The 16320-nt window shown below is 73.0% G+C and carries 18 protein-coding genes; 6 read left to right on the plus strand and 12 right to left on the minus strand.

Going from position 1 to position 16320, the window contains the following annotated elements; genetic code table 11:
* Positions 1–3: 3 nt before the first annotated feature.
* Both CFP65_RS30915 and CFP65_RS41385 read right to left on the minus strand, forming a co-directional pair.
* Entirely contained in the window at positions 4–825 is an 822-nt protein-coding gene (locus tag CFP65_RS30915; RefSeq protein WP_254552654.1) for a chitinase, read from the minus strand.
* Between the two features lie 36 nt (positions 826–861).
* Entirely contained in the window at positions 862–999 is a 138-nt protein-coding gene (locus CFP65_RS41385; RefSeq protein WP_254552655.1) for a hypothetical protein, read from the minus strand.
* 233 nt (positions 1000–1232) lie between these two features.
* Here CFP65_RS41385 and CFP65_RS30920 point away from each other — a divergent pair, with 233 nt between their 5' ends.
* Together CFP65_RS30920 and CFP65_RS30925 are read left to right on the plus strand one after the other, a co-directional pair.
* On the plus strand, positions 1233–2414 hold the full coding sequence (locus CFP65_RS30920; RefSeq protein ID WP_104819272.1) for an acyl-CoA dehydrogenase family protein: 1182 nt from the start codon (positions 1233–1235) through the stop codon (positions 2412–2414).
* Between the two features lie 68 nt (positions 2415–2482).
* Positions 2483–2800, plus strand: a complete 318-nt coding sequence (locus tag CFP65_RS30925) for a hypothetical protein (protein ID WP_104819273.1) — start codon at positions 2483–2485, stop codon at positions 2798–2800.
* On the opposite strand, the gene CFP65_RS30930 is transcribed toward CFP65_RS30925, so the two are convergent.
* Positions 2763–3257, minus strand: coding sequence for a GNAT family N-acetyltransferase (locus CFP65_RS30930; RefSeq protein ID WP_104819274.1), 495 nt, complete (start codon positions 3255–3257; stop codon positions 2763–2765). The genes CFP65_RS30925 and CFP65_RS30930 overlap by 38 nt on opposite strands.
* A 213-nt stretch (positions 3258–3470) precedes the next feature.
* Between CFP65_RS30930 and CFP65_RS30935 the strand changes: the two genes are divergently transcribed.
* Positions 3471–3923 carry a hypothetical protein gene (locus tag CFP65_RS30935; protein WP_104819275.1) on the plus strand — a complete coding sequence of 151 codons (453 nt, stop codon included), beginning with the start codon at positions 3471–3473 and terminating at the stop codon, positions 3921–3923.
* Between the two features lie 56 nt (positions 3924–3979).
* Here CFP65_RS30935 and CFP65_RS30940 read toward each other — a convergent pair whose 3' ends face one another.
* Positions 3980–4489 (minus strand): DinB family protein, encoded by a 510-nt coding sequence (locus tag CFP65_RS30940; RefSeq protein ID WP_104819276.1) that lies wholly within the window; start codon positions 4487–4489, stop codon positions 3980–3982.
* A 136-nt stretch (positions 4490–4625) separates the two neighbouring features.
* Positions 4626–5210, minus strand: coding sequence for an NADPH-dependent FMN reductase (locus CFP65_RS30945; RefSeq protein WP_104819277.1), 585 nt, complete (start codon positions 5208–5210; stop codon positions 4626–4628).
* Positions 5211–5466: 256 nt separating this feature from the next.
* On the opposite strand from CFP65_RS30945, the gene CFP65_RS30950 reads away from it, so the two are divergent.
* Both CFP65_RS30950 and CFP65_RS30955 read left to right on the plus strand, forming a co-directional pair.
* Positions 5467–6711, plus strand: coding sequence for a multidrug effflux MFS transporter (locus CFP65_RS30950; RefSeq protein ID WP_104819278.1), 1245 nt, complete (start codon positions 5467–5469; stop codon positions 6709–6711).
* Between the two features lie 69 nt (positions 6712–6780).
* On the plus strand, positions 6781–7200 hold the full coding sequence (locus CFP65_RS30955; RefSeq protein WP_104819279.1) for a hypothetical protein: 420 nt from the start codon (positions 6781–6783) through the stop codon (positions 7198–7200).
* 72 nt (positions 7201–7272) lie between these two features.
* On the opposite strand, the gene CFP65_RS30960 is transcribed toward CFP65_RS30955, so the two are convergent.
* From CFP65_RS30960 to CFP65_RS30970, 3 genes are all read right to left on the minus strand, one after another.
* Entirely contained in the window at positions 7273–8178 is a 906-nt protein-coding gene (locus CFP65_RS30960; protein WP_104819280.1) for a hypothetical protein, read from the minus strand.
* An 85-nt stretch (positions 8179–8263) separates the two neighbouring features.
* Positions 8264–10315 (minus strand): glycosyl hydrolase family 18 protein, encoded by a 2052-nt coding sequence (locus CFP65_RS30965; RefSeq protein ID WP_104819281.1) that lies wholly within the window; start codon positions 10313–10315, stop codon positions 8264–8266.
* A 412-nt stretch (positions 10316–10727) separates the two neighbouring features.
* Positions 10728–11525: a hypothetical protein gene (locus CFP65_RS30970; protein ID WP_104819282.1), complete on the minus strand. Its 798-nt coding sequence runs from the start codon at positions 11523–11525 to the stop codon at positions 10728–10730.
* 581 nt (positions 11526–12106) lie between these two features.
* Between CFP65_RS30970 and CFP65_RS40040 the strand changes: the two genes are divergently transcribed.
* Positions 12107–12721 carry a transglycosylase SLT domain-containing protein gene (locus CFP65_RS40040; RefSeq protein WP_104819283.1) on the plus strand — a complete coding sequence of 205 codons (615 nt, stop codon included), beginning with the start codon at positions 12107–12109 and terminating at the stop codon, positions 12719–12721.
* A gap of 84 nt (positions 12722–12805) precedes the next feature.
* Here CFP65_RS40040 and CFP65_RS30980 read toward each other — a convergent pair whose 3' ends face one another.
* From CFP65_RS30980 to CFP65_RS30995, 4 genes are read right to left on the minus strand one after another with little or no spacing between them, the layout of a single operon-like run.
* Positions 12806–13723: an ABC transporter substrate-binding protein gene (locus CFP65_RS30980; RefSeq protein WP_104819284.1), complete on the minus strand. Its 918-nt coding sequence runs from the start codon at positions 13721–13723 to the stop codon at positions 12806–12808.
* Positions 13724–13765: 42 nt separating this feature from the next.
* Positions 13766–14452: an ABC transporter permease gene (locus CFP65_RS30985; protein WP_104819285.1), complete on the minus strand. Its 687-nt coding sequence runs from the start codon at positions 14450–14452 to the stop codon at positions 13766–13768.
* A complete protein-coding gene (locus tag CFP65_RS30990) occupies positions 14449–15117 on the minus strand; it encodes an ABC transporter permease (protein WP_104819286.1) in 669 nt (222 codons plus the stop codon). The genes CFP65_RS30985 and CFP65_RS30990 overlap by 4 nt, the downstream gene beginning before the upstream one ends.
* Complete coding sequence (locus tag CFP65_RS30995; protein ID WP_104819287.1) at positions 15107–16252, minus strand: ABC transporter ATP-binding protein; 1146 nt, start codon at positions 16250–16252, stop codon at positions 15107–15109. Before CFP65_RS30995 ends, CFP65_RS30990 begins: the two co-directional genes overlap by 11 nt.
* Positions 16253–16320 lie beyond the last annotated feature (68 nt).

Below are 16320 nucleotides of genomic sequence, written 5' to 3' on the forward strand. Positions count from 1 at the left end.
CGGTCAGCCGTGGTACTTGGCGATGATCTTCGAGAAGGCGTAGGGGGACTGGGCGATCCCGCTGCAGGTGTCCCCGGCGCTCTCGCCGCTGCCGCACTGCCGGTCCCGATTGACGGCCCAGAAGGTGAACCGGGCCAGGTGGTGCGCGGTGGCGTAGTTGAACATCGTGGTGAAGTCGCCGGTGGAGACGGATTCGTCGCTCTCGTCGGTGTGCCCGTTCATCGAGGAGATGCCGATGTGCTTGTAGGCGGTGGCCGAGTCGTAGCCGTAGGCGCCCGCCACCACGGACTTCAGGCCGTCGGCCGCCTTGGTGGTCACCGAGCCCATCGAGCCGCTGTGCGAGCCGAAGTCGAACGGCATGATCGTCCAGCCGTCCACGGCGGTGCCGGTGGCCGCGCCCTTCTTCACCAGGTCGGCGCCGTCCGCGTCCGGCCCGGTCGGGGTGGTGCCGAAGGTGACGTACACCTTGATGCCCGGGTTGTTCGTCTTGACGGTCTTGAGCGCGCTGACCACCCGCTGGCGCACCGTGGCGCTGGCCACCTCGGTGTTCTCGATGTCGATGTCGATCGCCTTGAGCCTGTAGGCGTCGATCACCTTCTGGTAGGCCCCGGCCAGCGCGGTGGCCGAGGAACACTTCTCGCCCAGCTTGTTGCCGCTCCAGCCGCCGAAGGAGACCACCACGTCGCCGCCGGCCGCCCGGATCGAGTTGATCGCGCTCTGGTCGCTGCCGCCGGCCAGTGCCCGGGTGCCGTCCCACTTCGGGTTGCAGGTGCCGTCGCTGAGCATGAAGGCCAGGGTGAGCTGCTTGACCCCGCTGGCCGCCATCACGTCGGTGGGCTTCTGCGGGCTGCCCCAACCCAGTTACTCGTACGGGGCGTTGAGGCCCACCGGGTCACTGGTGAGCGCGGTGGCGGGGGTGGCGCACTGGGCGACCCCGAGGGTGGTGGCGAGGGCGAGCAGCAGGGCGCCGGAGGAGCGCAGCAGGGTACGAGCGGTCATGGTTCACCTGTCCGTGGGCAGTTGGGGTGTACGGAGGTGGTGCGCATGGCGTCGAGTTAGGAAAGTTTCCTAACGGGGTGAGGCATGCCGGAAGGGAACCAGTTCACCGTGCTCGCGTCAAGAGGTTGCGCAGCACCCGGACACGGCCGGGCGTGTGGGCTGCGTCGTACCCGTGGTACTCGCCGGTAGGCGATACTCGCGGCACCACAGCACACCCACTGAGGAGCATCCAGATGGCGTCCACCCCCTCCCGCCTCGACCCGGCCGACCTGCTGGCCGTCGGCGACCTGCTGACCGACGAGGAGCGGCTGATCCGCGACACCGTGCGGAAGTTCGCCGACGAGAAGATCCGGCCGTACGTCGGCGAGTGGTTCGAGCAGGGCGTCTTCCCGGCGCGCGAACTCGCGCCCGAGTTGGGCGCGTTGGGCGTGCTCGGGATGCACCTGGAGGGCTACGGCTGCACCGGATCCACCGCCGTGGAGTACGGGGTGGCCTGCATGGAGCTGGAGGCTGCCGACTCCGGGCTGCGCAGCTTCGTCTCGGTGCAGGGCTCGCTGGCCATGCGGTCGATCCACGCCTACGGCTCCGAGGAGCAGAAGCAGCGCTGGCTCCCGGAGTTGGCGGCCGGCCGGGCGATCGGCTGCTTCGCGCTCACCGAGCCGGACTTCGGCTCCGACCCGGCCAACATGCTGACCCGGGCCCGCCGCAAGGGCACCGACTGGGTGCTCTCCGGCACCAAGATGTGGATCACCAACGGCTCGATCTCCGACGTGGCGGTGGTCTGGGCGCAGACCGAGACCGGCGTGCGCGGCTTCGTGGTGCCCACCGACATCCCCGGGCTGACCGCCCGGGACGTGCACGGCAAGCTCTCGCTGCGAGCCTCGGTGACCAGCGAACTCTCCTTCGACGAGGTGCTGTTGCCCGCCGACGCGGTGCTCCCCGGGGTGGAGGGCCTGCGCGGCCCGCTGGCCTCGCTCGGCGAGGCCCGGTACGGCATCCTCTGGGGCACCGTCGGTGCGGCCCGCGAGTGCTACACCACGGCCCTGGAGTACGCCAAGACCCGGATCCAGTTCGAGCGTCCGATCGCCGGATTCCAGCTCACCCAGGCCAAGTTGGTGGAGATGATGCTGGAGGTGGAGAAGGCCTACCTGGTCGCCGAGCGGATCGGCCGGCTCAAGGACGCCGGGCGGTGCCGCCCGGCCCACATCAGCTTCGGCAAGCTCAACAACGTCCGCGCGGCCCTGGAGATCGCCCGCTCCGCCCGCACCGTCCTGGGCGCCAACGGCATCACCACCGAGTACCCGGTGCTGCGCCACGCCAACAACCTGGAGTCCGTCCTCACCTACGAGGGCACCTCCGAGATCCACACCCTGGTGCTCGGCGAGGCCATCACGGGCGAGTCCGCCTACCGCTGAGCAGCGGGGCCCGGGCCCGGGGTCTACCGTGAAAGTGTCGGCCCCGCAACGGAGGTCTGGGGGACGCCATGGACAGGGACCAGTCGCATACGGCAGAGACGCTGGTCGAGCGGACGCGGGCCCGGGCCGGCTTCCTCGTCGTGTTCTGCAGCGATCTGGCGATCTTCGGCGCGGCGCTCGCCGGGGTGCTCTGGCTCCGGCACGGGACGGGCTCCAACGCCACCGAGGTCGCCGCGATCCTGACCAGTGCCTTCACCACCATCGGCACGATGACCACGGCGTACTTCGGCATCAAGTCGATGTCGAACACCGCGGTCTCGCTGCGTCAGCACGAACCGAAGGACCCGCCTACCGATCCGGAAGAGCCAGCCACTCGGCCCAGGTGATCTCCGGGCCGATCAGGGCGACCTTGGCGAAGGGCCACTCCTCCGCAAGCCAGCGGGGGACGGTGGCGTCCAGGGCCTGCTCCAGCTCGGTGCCGACCTGGGAGTCGACCACCCACCAGGAGACCTCGGCCTCGTAGTCGGCCTTGCGGGCGGGGTCGATGTAGACACAGCCGAGCAGGGCCGTCTCGGCCTCGTCGAAGAGGGCGTAGTTGAAGGACTCGTGGGCCTCGATCTCCACCGCGTGGCGGACGAGGTCCTCGTAGTCCTGCTGGTAGGTCATGGTGGCCGGCGGCCAGCTCCAGGCCTCGCCGTAGATCGACCAGAGGCGGTCCCGGGAGCCCATCACGGCCGGGTAGTCGAGCTCGGTGTCCTCGCCGGAGATCGGGCGGAGGTGGTAGCCGTCGAGCACGGGGACGCGGACGGGGTGGACGAAGTCTGCGGGGAGCCAGGGGTTCATCCGGCGGAGGCTAGCCCAGGCCGGGCGGGCCCCGCACCTGGTTATCCCCGCCCTCCCTGCCACCGCCGGCGCTGCGGCGGGGGCCGATCGGAGGGGGTCTCGGGGTCCGTGTACGCCGCAAGGTGGAGACGCCTCGCGACCTCGTGCTGATTCGAGGGGCGGGCGGCCCGGACAGGATGGATCCCGAGAGCAGGCACGGGAGGAGTCGTGGACATGGGTGCTGCACGGAAGGCCGTGGTGGCGGTGGCGGCGAGCGCGGTGGGGCTGGCGGCGGCAATCGGGTTCGCGCTGCCCAAGGCCTCGGACTGGTTCTCCGAGCGCCACCGGGAGCAGGCCACCTACGCCTCGGGCGAGGCGGCCAAGGCGGCCCGGGCCTCGGTGCCGCGCTGGCTGCCGGATTCGGCCACCCACGTCTCGTACCTGATGTCCACCACCGGCGGCGACCGCCTGCTCCGGGCCACCCTGCCCGGCGGCAAGCTGCCGGCGAGCTGCGCCAAGGGCGTCCCGGCCGGTCAGGTCAACCTCAAGGCCGACTGGTTCCCGCAGGACGTGCTGGGCAGGTCGACCGTGCGGTGCGGCGCGTACAACGTCGCCCTGGTCGGCGAGCAGCTCTTCGCCTGGCAGGACGACGCGGTGGCCCGGATGGCCTCGGCCGCCAACGGCTGAGACCGCCCGGGCAGCGCCGACCGAGCCGTCCGGGCAGCGCCGCCCGGGCCGTCCGGTCAGGCGCCGGTGGTGCCGTCGATCGCCTCGCGGAGGAAGTCGGCGTGCCCGTTGTGGCGGGCGTAGTCGAGCAGCACGTGGTTCAGCACCAGCCGCAGCGAGACGTCCTCGCCCCAGCGCGGCTGGTGGCCGACCAGGTCGAGGGAGTCGGCGGCCCGCTCGATCCGGCGGGAGTGCTCGACCTCGGCCTCCCAGGCCGCGAAAGCCTCGGCGCGGGTCGAGGCGCTCGCGTCGTAGGCGGCCTGGAAGTCGATCTCCTCCGACCAGACCATCGGGATCCCGTGGTCCTCGAAGGTGCGGCGGAACCAGGCCCGCTCGACCTCGGCCATGTGCCGGACCAGCCCGAGCAGGGTGAGCGTGGAGGGCGGCATCGACCGCTCGCGCAGCTGCTCGTCGGTGAGGCCCGCGCACTTCATCGCCAGGGTGGCCCGGTGGTAGTCGAGCAGGGCCCGCAGGGTCTCGCGCTCCCCGCCGAGCAGGGGCGGGCCGGTGCGGTCGTCGGTGGTCAAGGAGGGCTCCTGTCGGTACGGACGGCGGCCGGCCGGGGGCCGGGGCCCCGAGCCGGTGATCGCCGACGAACCTACTACCGCAGGCAAGCGGTTTAGACCGCCCCCAATTGCCGGTCGGTCTTATCCGGCCACCGGTTCACTCGGCGTTCCAGCCGGCCGAGTCGGCGGCCAGCCGGGCGGCCTGCTCCTCGGCGGCCTTGCCGAGCGCGGCCAGCACGGCGGCGAGCGCGGTGCGGGTGGGCGGGTCGGTCAGGCGGCCCCCGGTGACCTTGCCGGTGGCGAAGGGGATCGGGAGGGATTCGGGCAGCACCCGGGCGCCCATCATCTCCAGCGTCTCGCGCAGCCAGGCCTGGGCCCGGTCGCCGCCGGCCGGGCCGGGGGAGGCGGTGACCACGGCCACCGGCTTGTCGGTGAACTCGCCGCCGCCGACCACCCACTCCAGCGCGTTCTTCAGCACGCCCGAGGTACCGTGCGCGTACTCGGGGCTGACCAGCACCACCCCGTCCGCCGCCGCGACCAGCCGCCGCAGTTCGAGCACCGACCCGGGCGGCCCGGCCAGCTCCACGTCCTGGTCGAAGAAGGGCAGCAGACCGATGCTCCGGTAGTCGGTGACCTCGGCGCCCGGCTCGCAGAGCTCCGGCAGGGTGTCGGTGACCGCCCGGTTGAGCGAACGGCCGCCGCGCAGGCTGCCGCAGACGGTGAGGAGACGGTGGGCGGGCATCGGACCTCCGGGGAGACGGGTACGGGATGCACCGGCTGTGCCCCCGGAGCTGCGAACGGCCGCCCACCGGGCCGGAATTCCCGCCGCTCAGGCTGGTGGCTGGGCAGTGTCAGGGCGGTGGCGGAGCTGACGGAGCTGCGGGCGACCGGTTACGGCGGTACGCGGAGCACGTGGAGTAGGGCAGTCTGTTCGAATGCCGCCCGCCGGTGGCTGCCCGACCAGCACGCAGCAACGTCCCGCAAGGAGCCGCCGCCCCATGTCCGCCCCCGCCCTCGGCACCCAAGCCACCGACGACACCGGGATACGGCCCGAGGCGAAGCCCACCCGGGTCATCGTCACGCTGCTCGGCGGCCTGGTCGCGCTCGGTCCGCTGACCACCGACCTCTACCTGCCCGCGCTGCCCGCGCTGACCCGCGACCTGGGCTCCACCGCGCCGGCCGTGCAGCTCACCCTCACCTCCTCGCTGATCGGCCTGGCCCTCGGCCAGCTCTTCTTCGGCCCGCTCAGCGACCGGCTGGGCCGGCGGCGGCCGCTGGTGATCGGGATGGCGGTCTACACCCTGGCCACCGTGCTCTGCGCGCTCGCCCCCTCGGTGCCGGTGCTGGTGGCCGGCCGGGCGCTGCAGGGCGCCGCCGGGGCCTCCGGTCTGGTGATCGGGCGGGCCATCGCCCGGGACCGGTACGAGGGCCCGGCGATGATCCGCTTCCTGGCCACCCTCGGGGTGGTCTCCGGCCTGGCGCCGATCTTCGCCCCGCTGGTCGGCGCCCAGCTGCTGCGGGCCACCTCCTGGCGCGGCACCTTCGCCGTGCTGGCCGTGCTCGGCGCGCTGCTCACCCTCGGCGCCCTGCTCCGGCTGCCCGAGTCGCTGCCGCCGGAGCGTCGCCAGGGCGACGGCCTGGGCACCACCGTCCGGGCGATCGGCGGCCTGCTGCGCGACCGGGTCTTCCTCGGGTACGTGCTGACCAGCACCTTCGCCTTCGGCGCGCTCTTCGCCTACGTGGGCGGCTCCTCAGTGGTGCTGCAGACGGTGTACGGCATCTCCCCGCAGACCTTCAGCCTGCTCTTCGCCACCAACTCGGTCGCCCTGGTGGGCTTCACCCAGCTCAACGGCCGGGTGCTGGCGCAGCGGCTGGACGGCGTGCTGCTGATGCGGACCGGCCTCGCCTGCGTGGTGGTGGCGGGCACCGCGCTGGTGCTCTGCACGGCGGTCTGGGACACCGGCCTGGCGGGGGTCTGGCCCGCGCTCTTCCTGATGATGGCCGGCATGGGCGTGGTGCTGCCCAACTCCGCCGGCGCGGCCCTCACCATGGCGCCGCACGCGGCCGGTTCGGCCTCGGCGCTGCTCGGTCTGGGCACGTACCTGTGCGGCGCGCTGGTCGCTCCGCTGAGCAGCGCCGGCGGTCACCCCTCGGCCGTGCTGCTGGGCGTGGTGGTGCTGGGCAGCGCGGCCCTGGCCGGAGCCTCCTTCCTGACGCTCTGCGGGCGGAAGCCCACGGTCTGACAAGCCTGGTCAGCGCGGCGGGAGTTGTGCGATGATCCGCCCTGCTCCCGCCGTGAAAGGGCCCTGACCATGGCTTCTCGCCTGCTCGCCGTCGCTCTGCTGCCCGTGCTGCTGGGCGCGAGCGGCTGCGCCTACCTCACCGGCGGCCTGGGGCCCTACGGCAAGCCGGTGACGGCCGGGCAGCTGATCGGCACCTGGACCGGCGACTGCGCCTCCACCCTGGTGCTGCGCCCCGACCTGACGCTCACCGCCACCGGCTTCCCGCTCGAGTTCGACGAGCACGACCAGATCTCCACCCGCACCTCGGGCGCCGGCCAGTGGACCGTGCCGACCGGGGACACCGCCCATCCGCCGGAGCGGCTGCCCGTCAGCATCGGGCAGCACGGCTACGAGGTGGACCTCGCGATGGGCGCGCACGGCGCCCTCGTACTGGCCGTCACCGTGGGCGATCCGGACGAGGGCGTGGGCTGCCGCTACACCCGGCGCTGAGCGGGCAGTCCGGGAGGTTCAGCCCGTCCGCGATCCGGCAGCCGACTATCAGCTCTGCGAGCGCCGGTGCGGTCAGTGGCCCCGGGCCAGCAGGCGGTCCTGGGTCAGGGTGGCGAAGGACGGGGCGGCCGCGGTGGCGGTGGGGTCCTGGGTGGCTCCGCCGGGCTTGAGGGCGCCGGCCACGGTGTAGTAGGCGTAGCGGCCGATCGCGCCGTGGGTGGTGGCGCAGCCGGGGCCGGTGCAGAAGGAGATCGAGCCGGGGGTGACCAGGCCCTGGAGCTGGCCCTGGTAGCCGGCCTGGGCGGCGTCGGCCTGGCTGCGGTGGTCGAAGACGGCGATGCCGACCGTGACGGCGGCGGTGCCGGAGGCGTAGGTGGCGCGAAGGATGCTCTGGCAGCCTTGTGGGGCCAGCACGTTGCCCAGGCCGCCGGTGGTGGCCTTCCAGCACGGGGTGGTGGTCGCGGTGGTGACCCTCGTCCAGGTGTGGCCGCCGATGCCCGGGGCCTGCGCGGGGAAGAGCGCGGCCGGGTCGAGCGGGGCGGTGTCGGTGCCGGCCGTGGAGATCACGGCGAGCGGATCGGGCCTAGGGGCGGGGGTAGGCGAACTACTGTGTGCAGTGGGCGACTTCGAGGCCGTGGCGGAGATGCTGGTGCTCGGCTCCGGTGTGGTGGTGAAGCCGCGGGAGAGGTCGGGGTCGCCGCTCGCGGCCGGGCCCGGGGCGGCCGGGGTGGGGAAGGGGCTGTCGCTGGGGGTGGCGGCGGCCGCGGTGGGGGAGCCGCCCTTGCCCGTGAGGTTAACCGCCGTCGCGGTGATGCCGCCGATCACCAGGGTGGCGCCGATCACCGCGCCGATCACCTGGCGCTGCTTGCGGCGCCGGTGGTCCTGCTCGTTCCGGTCGGCCAGGGCGGCCCAGTCGGGCTCGGGGGTGCGCCCCGCCGTGCCGGCCCACCCGTGTCCGCCCTGCTGCCCCTCGTCCATGGCAGCAGATCATAGGAGCTGATCGTCGGAGCGGCGCAACGGCCCCCGCCCGGGCGGGCGGGGGCCGTCAGGGTGTGTGCCGGGGCTAGCTGAGGGCGAAGTCGTCGGCGTAAACGTTGCCCTGGCTGTACCAGCCGTGCAGGTAGACCGTCACGGTGCCGTTGGCGCCGGTGGTGAAGGGGACGGAGAGCTGGGTCCAGCCGGTGGAGGAGGTCCAGCTGGAGGCGGTGGCGCCGCCGCTGACGCCGAGGAAGGCGTAGCTGCCCTGGACCCAGGCGGTCAGCGTGTACTTGGTGTTGGGGGCCAGCGTCACGGTCTGGTCGCACTCACCGGTCTGCCCGGCCGTGGCGGCCGCCTGGAGCGCGTGGGTGCCGCCGTGGGCGGGGCTGGTGACCACCGCGCCGCCGCTCTGGCAGGTCCACGGGGCCAGACTGCCGGATTCCAGGCCGCCGTTGACCAGGCCGCCGCTCGTGGCGGCGGTGACGGTCAGGGTGTAGGTGGCGGTGTGGGTGCCGGAGGGCGCGGTGCCGGTGACGGTCAGCGGGTAGCTGCCGGGGGCGGTCGAGCCGGTGGTGGCGAGGGTGAGGGTGGCGCTCGAACCGGCCTGCACGCTGCCGGGGTTGACGGTGGCGGTCACGCCGGCCGGGGCGCCGGAGACGGAGAGTGCGACGGTCTGCGCGTTGCCCGAGGTCACGGCGGTGGCCAGGTTCGCGGTGGTGGAGCCGCCGGCGGTCACGGAGCCTGCGGCGGGCGAGGCGGCGAGTGAGAAGTCGTTGGCGCCCATCGCGGAGACGTTCAGCGTGTAGGTGGCGGTGTGGCTGCCGGAGGCGGCGGTGCCGGTGACGGTCAGCGGGTAGCTGCCGGGGGCGGTCGAGCCGGTGGTGGCCAGGGTGAGGGTGGCGCTCGAACCGGCCTGCACGCTACCGGGGTTGACGGTGGCGGTCACACCGGCCGGGGCGCCGGAGACGGAGAGCGCGACCGACTGGGCGGCGCCCGAGGTCACGGCGGTGTTCAGCGTGGTGCTGACGGTGTTGCCCGCGACCACCGAGCCGGCCACCGGGGAGGCGGTCAGCGAGAAGTCGTTCTGCACCGGGCCGCTGCCCGTGGTGAACGGCTCGAAGGTGTGGCTGAAGTCCCAGGTGCCCTGGGCGATGCCGGAGCAGGTGTCGCTGCCCGCCGTGCCCACGCAGCCGCCGTTGTCGCGCTGCAGTGCCCAGAACGACAGGGTGTTGACGCCCTTGCTGGTGGCCCAGTTGTAGACCGTGGTGGCGTCGGCGGCGGTGAAGGTCTCGCCCGCGCCGAAGTCGTCGATGCCGATCATCTCGGTGATGCCGATCGAACCCCACAGCTGCGCCGGGGTCTTGCCCGGGTAGAGCTTGGCCAGCTGGTTGTAGAGCCCGGTGGTGGCGTTCTCGGTGTCGGTCGCCATCTCGTGGCTGGCGCCGTCGTAGTAGTCGAAGGTCATCTGGTTGACCACGTCGATCCGCGCGCCGTTGGAGACGGCGTTCTTCAGCACGGCGAGCCCGCTCGTGGCCAGGCCGCTGGTGGTGGTCGGCAGCGTGTAGGAGAACTGCACGGTACGGCCGTTGGCGGTGGCCCAGTCCTCGACCAGCTTGATCGCCTTGTTGCGGCGGTCGATCCCGGCCGTGTTGGTCAGCGAGTTGTCCTCGGTGTCGAGGTCGATCCGGCTGATGCCGTAGGTGGTGATGACGTTCTCGTACACCGCCGCGATCGCGTTGACGTCGGTGCAGCTGTCGGCGATCTCGGTGCCGGTGTTGTCGGCGGTGTAGCCGCCGAAGGACGGGATCACGTCTCCGCCGTTGGCGCGGATGGTGGCGATGTCGGAGCCGAAGCTGCTCTGGCTGATCGGCAGGCCGGTGTCACCGTTCCAGTACGCCGTGCAGGAGCCCTTGGTGGCGGCCTGGATGAACGCCATGGTCAGGTACTTGGCGCCGGACTGCTGGGCCAGAGCGGCCGGGCTCGCGCCCGTCCATGGCTCGAAGTACGGGGCGAAGACGTGCTGCGGCAGTGGGGTCGCGGCCTGGGCCGAGCCGCCGCCGACGACGGCGAGGCCGACGGCGGCAGCGAGGGTGGCACCGCTGGTCAGCAGTGCCTGGATGGATCTGTGCAGGCGCATGAGTGCTCCAACAGACGTGATTGCGAAGGCCGTTCGCCCGGATTTGGGCATGACGGGGCCGGACTCGGGTGGCGCTGGGGTGGTACGGCGGTGCACAGGCACAGCCGGCCGGTGGTCACACCCCCACGATGCATCCCGGTCGGAACAACACCGCCTATGGTTGGTCTGGACCACTCGTCTGTCAAGAGTCCTAACAGTTCGTCAACGCCCTTGTTTGTCGCGGAGTGTGGCGGATGTGGCGGCCTCGGGGGCGGGGCGTGGAGGCCGTCATCTCAGTTGCTGGCGGTGGGGCGATCCGGAATGATCGGCCGGGTGTACGAACGCGGCGGGGGCCCAGCGCAACGCCGCCGACCGGCCGGGGCGCCGGGGGGCGTCCCGGCCGGACCCGCACCCTGCGGCGTGGCTGCCCAGGTCAGGGCTGCTGTGCCGCGGCGATGAAGTCGAGGACCTCGCTGGTGTCGGCGACCTGGTCGGCGGGTGGGGCGGTGACCTCCTTCGGCACGCCGAACCGGCTGAAGCTGGTGGTCGTGGTGACCTGGCCGAGGGTGGAGTCCTCCGTCTCGACGCGGCGGAGCAGCCGACCGTCCCGGTCGAGCCAGAAGTCGGCGGTGACCTCGGTGGTGCCCAGCTTTTTCAGGAGGGCCCGGAGCTCGTCACGTCGGCTGCCCGCAGCCTCGGTGGGGTCCGTGTAGTAGTCGGCGGCCGCGAGCTGGGCGTGCAGGTGGGTGGTCGGGGTGCCCTGGATCTCCTCCTGGCCCACCACGGACGGGGAGCCGGCGGCCGCACGGGCCAGTCCCTTGGCCGGGTCGATCCGCTGGTAGACCTTGAGCAGGGCGGTGGGCAGCGCGTCCGGCCCACGGGCGTGGCCGTTGGAGGCGAGGCCGGCCGGCCCGTCGGCCCGGGTCCAGGTCTTCCCGGCCACCCGGTTCGCCTGGAAGGCGGCGCCGTTCACCAGGCGCAGGTTGTCCCCGTCGAACACGGCTTGGAGGCTCGGGTGCCACCGCACCGTAGCGACCTGCTGAACAGCGTCTCCGGGCCAGGTCTGGTCGATCCGCAGTTGTGCACCGCCTGCCAGCTCCATGGCCTTGGCCGCCGCCTGCAACTGCTCGCGCGCGGTCGGGGTGGATGCGGGCGTGCCCGGCGAGCTGCAGGCGGTGGCGGTGCCGAGCAGGGCGGTGAGGAAGGTGACGGTGGCGGTCGTGCGACGCATGGGGCGGGGCTCCGGCTGAGGTGGGACGAGTCGGCAGATCGTATACGGCCCATCCGGGGTGGTGATGGTCGACCCCTCCGCGGTCGCTCGTTGTGGCGGCGGTCACCCCCTCGGTCGGGCGCACCGCAGCGGAGGCGTCACGGCGGGTGAGCTCTGGGCCCCCGGGGCGGTGACACCAGCCACAGGGCAATCCAAGCAACGACGGTCGGTAGTAGGTCGGGGCGGGCGGCGGGAGGGGCGTGGCGGGGGCGCCCGGGGCGGGGGTATGGAAGCCAAGGCTGCGCGGTGGCTACGACGGGGGGTCGTAGTGGGGGGTGGTTGATCCCGGTCGGGGGGTTCGGCATGGTGGGTGGAGTCGCAAGGCGCTCCGCCCAGTCGATGCCGGTCAACGAGCCGGGTCGGCCCCGGGGGAGCGCGAACCGTACGGCACCCGTAAGCGGCCCGAATGCGGGCCGGTGCCCTGGGTGCCCCCGGTCGTCGGCACACTCCCGCAGCGAGCGGCGCCAAGCCGCTCTGCTGTCGTGTGCCCACGGCCCGACCAACCGACCGAGCCCCGGCCCGGTCCAGGAAGGCCACACTCCATGCGTAGCTCCCTCACCGCCGCCGTCCGCCGCCGTTCCACCCTCGTGGTGGCCGCCGGTCTGGCGACCGCCTGTGCCGCCACCGTCGCGGTGGCACTGCCCGAGGACCACGCCGCTGCCGCCGTGACCACCACCCCCGTCGCAGCCCAGGCCCCGGCCGCTCCGGCCGCCCCCGCTGCCCCCGCCGCGCCGGCCCCGGCCCAGGCCCCGGCCGCGCAGGCCCCCGCCGCGCCGGCTCAGGCGCCGGCCGAGCAGCCGAAGCCCGCCGAGGAGCAGAAGGCCTCGCGCTCCGAGGACCGCCCGGCCCTCGACGCCACCGACACCAGCCCGAGCGGCGTCAAGGCGCTGGCCAAGAGCATCGTGCCGGCCGACCAGTACGCCGCCTTCAGCAACATCATCAGCCACGAGAGCAGCTGGAACATCCAGGCCACCAACGCCTCCTCCGGCGCCTACGGCCTGGCCCAGGCGCTGCCGGGCTCCAAGATGGCCTCGGCCGGCAGTGACTGGCGCACCAACCCGGAGACCCAGATCCGCTGGGCCCTGGACTACATGAACGGCCGCTACGGCTCCCCGAACGCCGCCTGGTCCTTCTGGCAGAACCACCACTGGTACTGAGCCGGCTCGGACGACGAAACCCCGAGGGGCGCGAGCACCGCACACCGCTGCGGTCGCTCGCGCCCCTCGGGGTTTCGGCGTGGCTCAGCCCAGGTTGTTGGTCTTCAGCCAGTCCTTGGCCACCGTGGCCGGGTCCTCCTTGTCCACCGCGACGCGCTTCATCAGCGCGGTCAGCCCGGCGGTGTCGAGCTTGCCGGAGATCGCGTTGAGAGTGGCGGTGGTGGTCGCGTCCACGGCGGACTTGTTGACCAGCGGGGTGACGTTCTGCGAGCTGAAGACGTTCTTCGGGTCCTCCAGGGTGACCAGCTTCAGCTGGACGATCTTCGGGTCGGTGGTGAAGACGTTGCCCACGTCCACCGTGCCGTCCTTGATCGCGTTGGCGGTGGTGTCGCCGGTGGGCTTCCACTCCTTGAAGGTCAGGCCGTAGGCGTCCTTGAACTGCTGCTCCTTGCGGGACTTGAACTCCGGCGGGCCGCCCACGGTGAGCGGGCCGGCGGCGGCCAGGTCGGCGATGGACTTCAGGTGCTTGGCGTCGGCGGTGGCCTGCGAGACGGTCAGCGAGTCCTTGTCCTCGGCGGCGGCCGAGTCGAGGATGGCCAGCGTCGCGGGCAGCTTCTGGAGCAGCGCGGCGTTGACGGCCTGGGTGCCGGCGGCCGTGGTCTTCGGGTCGAGGTAGCCGAGCAGCGCGCCGTTGTACTCGGGCAGCACGCTCAGCGCGCCGCTCTCCAGCTGGCCGTAGAGCACCTCGCGGCTGCCGATGTTGAACTTCTCGGTCACCTTGACGCCCTTGGCCTTGAGCGCCTGCGAGTAGATCGAGGCCAGCAGCACGTTCTCGGGGAAGTTGGCCGAGCCGACCACCACGGTCTTGCCGGAGGCGGAGCCGGCACCGGCCGAGGCGGAGCTCCCGCCGAGCGGGTCGCTGCCGCCCGAGGACGAGGAGCAGGCCGCCGCGCCCGCCAGCAGGGCGAGGGCGGTGGCGGTACGGAGCACACGGGAGATCATCGGGCGTCCTTCTGGGTCGGGTCGGGCGGAGCGGGGAGCGTCTCAGCCCCGGCGGGCGGCCGCGCGCTGGGCGCGCAGGCCGGCCGGGAGGCCGTAGCGGAGCAGGGCCGCGAAGAACAGCTGGGCGGCGACGGCGAGCAGCACCACGAGCAGGGCGCCGCCGACCGTCGCGGGGAAGTCCTTGGTGGCCAACCCGTCGATCACGTACCGGCCGAGGCCGCCGAGGCCCACGTAGGCGGCCACCGTGGCGGTGGCGATCACCTGGACGGTGGCGGTGCGCAGGCCCGCGATCAGGGTGGGCAGGGCGGCCGGGAGGCAGACCCCGAACAGGACCTGACGGTGCGTCAGGCCGATGCCCCGGGCCGCGTCGCGCAGCTCGGGGTCGGTGCCCCGGATGCCCTCCACGGTGGCCACCAGCAGCGGCGGGGCGGCCAGCGCCACCAGCGGCACGAGCACCGCCGTGGAGCCGACCCCGGCCAGCAGCACGGTGAGCGTGACCAGGCCCAGGGTGGGCAGCGCGCGGGCCACCCCGGTCAGCGTGGTCACCGCGACGGCGCCGCGCCCGGTGTAGCCGATCAAGAGCCCGAGCGGCACGGCGAGCAGCACCGACCAGAGCAGCGCCTCGCCGCTGAAGGCCAGGTGCTCGGCGATCCGGTGGGTGATCGCGTCCGGGCCGCTCTGCCGGGCCGGGGCGGTGAAGAAGGTGTTCAGCCAGTCGAGCCAGTTCACCGCGCGGCCCCCTTCGGACGGACGGCCCAGGGGGCGAGCAGCCGGCGGGCCAGCACCAGGAGCAGGTCGGTGACCAGCGCCAGCAGGGCCACCAGCACGATGCCGGCCAGGATCGGGGTGGTGAAGGTGCGCTGGAAGCCGTCGGTGAAGAGGTAGCCGAGGCCGCCCTGGCCGACCAGCGCGCCGACGGCCGCCAGCGAGATGCTGGAGACGGCCGCCACCCGCAGGCCGGAGAACAGGTACGGCACGGCGGCGGGCAGCTCCACGGCGGCGAGGCGCCGCCAGGGGCCGTACCCCATCGCGGTGGCCGCCTGCCGCACCGGCTCCGGCACCGACCGCAGGCCGTCCACCACGGTGGGCAGCAGCACGGCCAGCGCGTACCCGGTCAGCGGCACCATCACGGTGGCCTGGGTGGCCAGCCCGGTGTACGGGATCAGGATCACGAACAGCGCCAGCGAGGGCAGCGCGTACACCACGTTGAAGACCGCCGAGACCGGCTGGTAGAGCCGGGGCAGCCGGGCGCAGAGCAGCCCCAGGGGCAGGGCGATCAGCAGGGCGATCAGCACCGGCACCAGGGCGAGTCGGGCATGGGTGAGGGTGAGCGAGAGCAGGTACGAGAGGTGGTCGCCGATCCAGTACCAGCGGACCAGCGGTTCACCGTCCATCGGCGCTCTCCGGCTCCTCGACGGGCCCGGTCGTGCTCTCGGCCCCGGTCTTGCCCGTGGGCCCGCCTGTGCCCGTCGGCCGGCCCGTGCCCGTGGGCCCGCCCGTGCTCGCGGGCTCCGCGAGGGCGGCCAGCACGGCGGCCCGGTCGGCCGCGCCGACGGCGCGGCCGGTGGCGTCCACCGCCACCGCGAGGGCGGTGGGGGAGAGCACGGCGGCGTCCAGGGCGGAGCGCAGGGTATCGGTGGCGGGGTGGAAGACGGGCACGTCCTGGCGGCGGCCGTCGGTGTGCCGCCACTCGGTGGGGCGGCCCTCGGCGTCCGTGGTCAGCTGCCAACCACCGTGCCGCAGTGGGCCGTTGATCGGCTGCACGGTGACGGAGGCGGCCGGGCGCAGGCCGAGGCCGCGCAGGCCGCGGTCACGGCCGAGGAAGGCGGCCACGCCCTCGTCCGCCGGGGCGGTCAACAGGGTGTGCGGGTCGGCGAGTTGGGCGATCCGGCCGTGCTCGCGCAGCACCACGATCTGGTCGCCGAGCCGCACCGCCTCCTCGATGTCGTGCGTGACGAACAGCACGGTCTTGTTCAACTCGTTCTGCAGTCGCAGCAGTTCCTCCTGGAGCCCGGCCCGCACCACCGGGTCGACGGCGCTGAACGGCTCGTCCATCAGCAGCACCGGCGGATCGGCCGCCAGCGCCCGGGCCACCCCGACGCGCTGCTGCTGGCCGCCGGAGAGCTGGAAGGGGTACCGCCGCGCCGTCTCGGGCGGCAGACCGACCAGCTCCAGCAGCTCGGCGGCCCGGGCCCGGGCCCGCTTGCGGTCCCAGCCGAGCAGCCGCGGCACGGTCGCCACGTTGTCGATCACCCGGCGGTGCGGGAAGAGCCCGGCCTGCTGGATGACGTACCCGATGCCGCGCCGCAGCTTGGCGGCGGGCAGCCCGGCCACGTCGGCGCCGTCGAGCAGCACCCGGCCCGCCGTCGGCTCGACCATCCGGTTGACCATCCGCAGCAGGGTGGTCTTCCCGCAGCCGGAGGGGCCCACGAGTACGGTTATTCGCCCGGCGGGCACGTCCAGGTCTAGCCCCTCGACGGCGATGGTGCCGTCGGGGTGGCGCTTGGCCGCGCCGTCGAATCTGATCACGAACCGATCCTAAACTTCGGCGCGGTGCGCCGTACGGAGCTTCTGGTCTGACAGTGTGTCGGGACCGG

Origin of the sequence: Kitasatospora sp. MMS16-BH015 (assembly GCF_002943525.1) — a bacterium.
Taxonomy (GTDB): Bacteria; Actinomycetota; Actinomycetes; order Streptomycetales; family Streptomycetaceae; genus Kitasatospora.

Bases quoted from the DNA above. Each gene is read 5' to 3' on its own strand.
- CFP65_RS30980 (WP_104819284.1), bottom strand. From the start codon at position 13,723: ATGATCTCCCGTGTGCTCCGTACCGCCACCGCCCTCGCCCTGCTGGCG.
- CFP65_RS30955 (WP_104819279.1), top strand. From the start codon at position 6,781: ATGGCTTCTCGCCTGCTCGCCGTCGCTCTGCTGCCCGTGCTGCTGGGC.
- CFP65_RS30960 (WP_104819280.1), bottom strand. From the start codon at position 8,178: ATGGACGAGGGGCAGCAGGGCGGACACGGGTGGGCCGGCACGGCGGGG.
- CFP65_RS30970 (WP_104819282.1), bottom strand. From the start codon at position 11,525: ATGCGTCGCACGACCGCCACCGTCACCTTCCTCACCGCCCTGCTCGGC.
- CFP65_RS30990 (WP_104819286.1), bottom strand. From the start codon at position 15,117: ATGGACGGTGAACCGCTGGTCCGCTGGTACTGGATCGGCGACCACCTC.
- CFP65_RS30930 (WP_104819274.1), bottom strand. From the start codon at position 3,257: ATGAACCCCTGGCTCCCCGCAGACTTCGTCCACCCCGTCCGCGTCCCC.
- CFP65_RS30925 (WP_104819273.1), top strand. From the start codon at position 2,483: ATGGACAGGGACCAGTCGCATACGGCAGAGACGCTGGTCGAGCGGACG.
- CFP65_RS41385 (WP_254552655.1), bottom strand. From the start codon at position 999: ATGACCGCTCGTACCCTGCTGCGCTCCTCCGGCGCCCTGCTGCTCGCC.
- CFP65_RS30935 (WP_104819275.1), top strand. From the start codon at position 3,471: ATGGGTGCTGCACGGAAGGCCGTGGTGGCGGTGGCGGCGAGCGCGGTG.
- CFP65_RS30945 (WP_104819277.1), bottom strand. From the start codon at position 5,210: ATGCCCGCCCACCGTCTCCTCACCGTCTGCGGCAGCCTGCGCGGCGGC.
- CFP65_RS40040 (WP_104819283.1), top strand. From the start codon at position 12,107: ATGCGTAGCTCCCTCACCGCCGCCGTCCGCCGCCGTTCCACCCTCGTG.
- CFP65_RS30920 (WP_104819272.1), top strand. From the start codon at position 1,233: ATGGCGTCCACCCCCTCCCGCCTCGACCCGGCCGACCTGCTGGCCGTC.
- CFP65_RS30915 (WP_254552654.1), bottom strand. From the start codon at position 825: ATGGCGGCCAGCGGGGTCAAGCAGCTCACCCTGGCCTTCATGCTCAGC.
- CFP65_RS30965 (WP_104819281.1), bottom strand. From the start codon at position 10,315: ATGCGCCTGCACAGATCCATCCAGGCACTGCTGACCAGCGGTGCCACC.
- CFP65_RS30950 (WP_104819278.1), top strand. From the start codon at position 5,467: ATGTCCGCCCCCGCCCTCGGCACCCAAGCCACCGACGACACCGGGATA.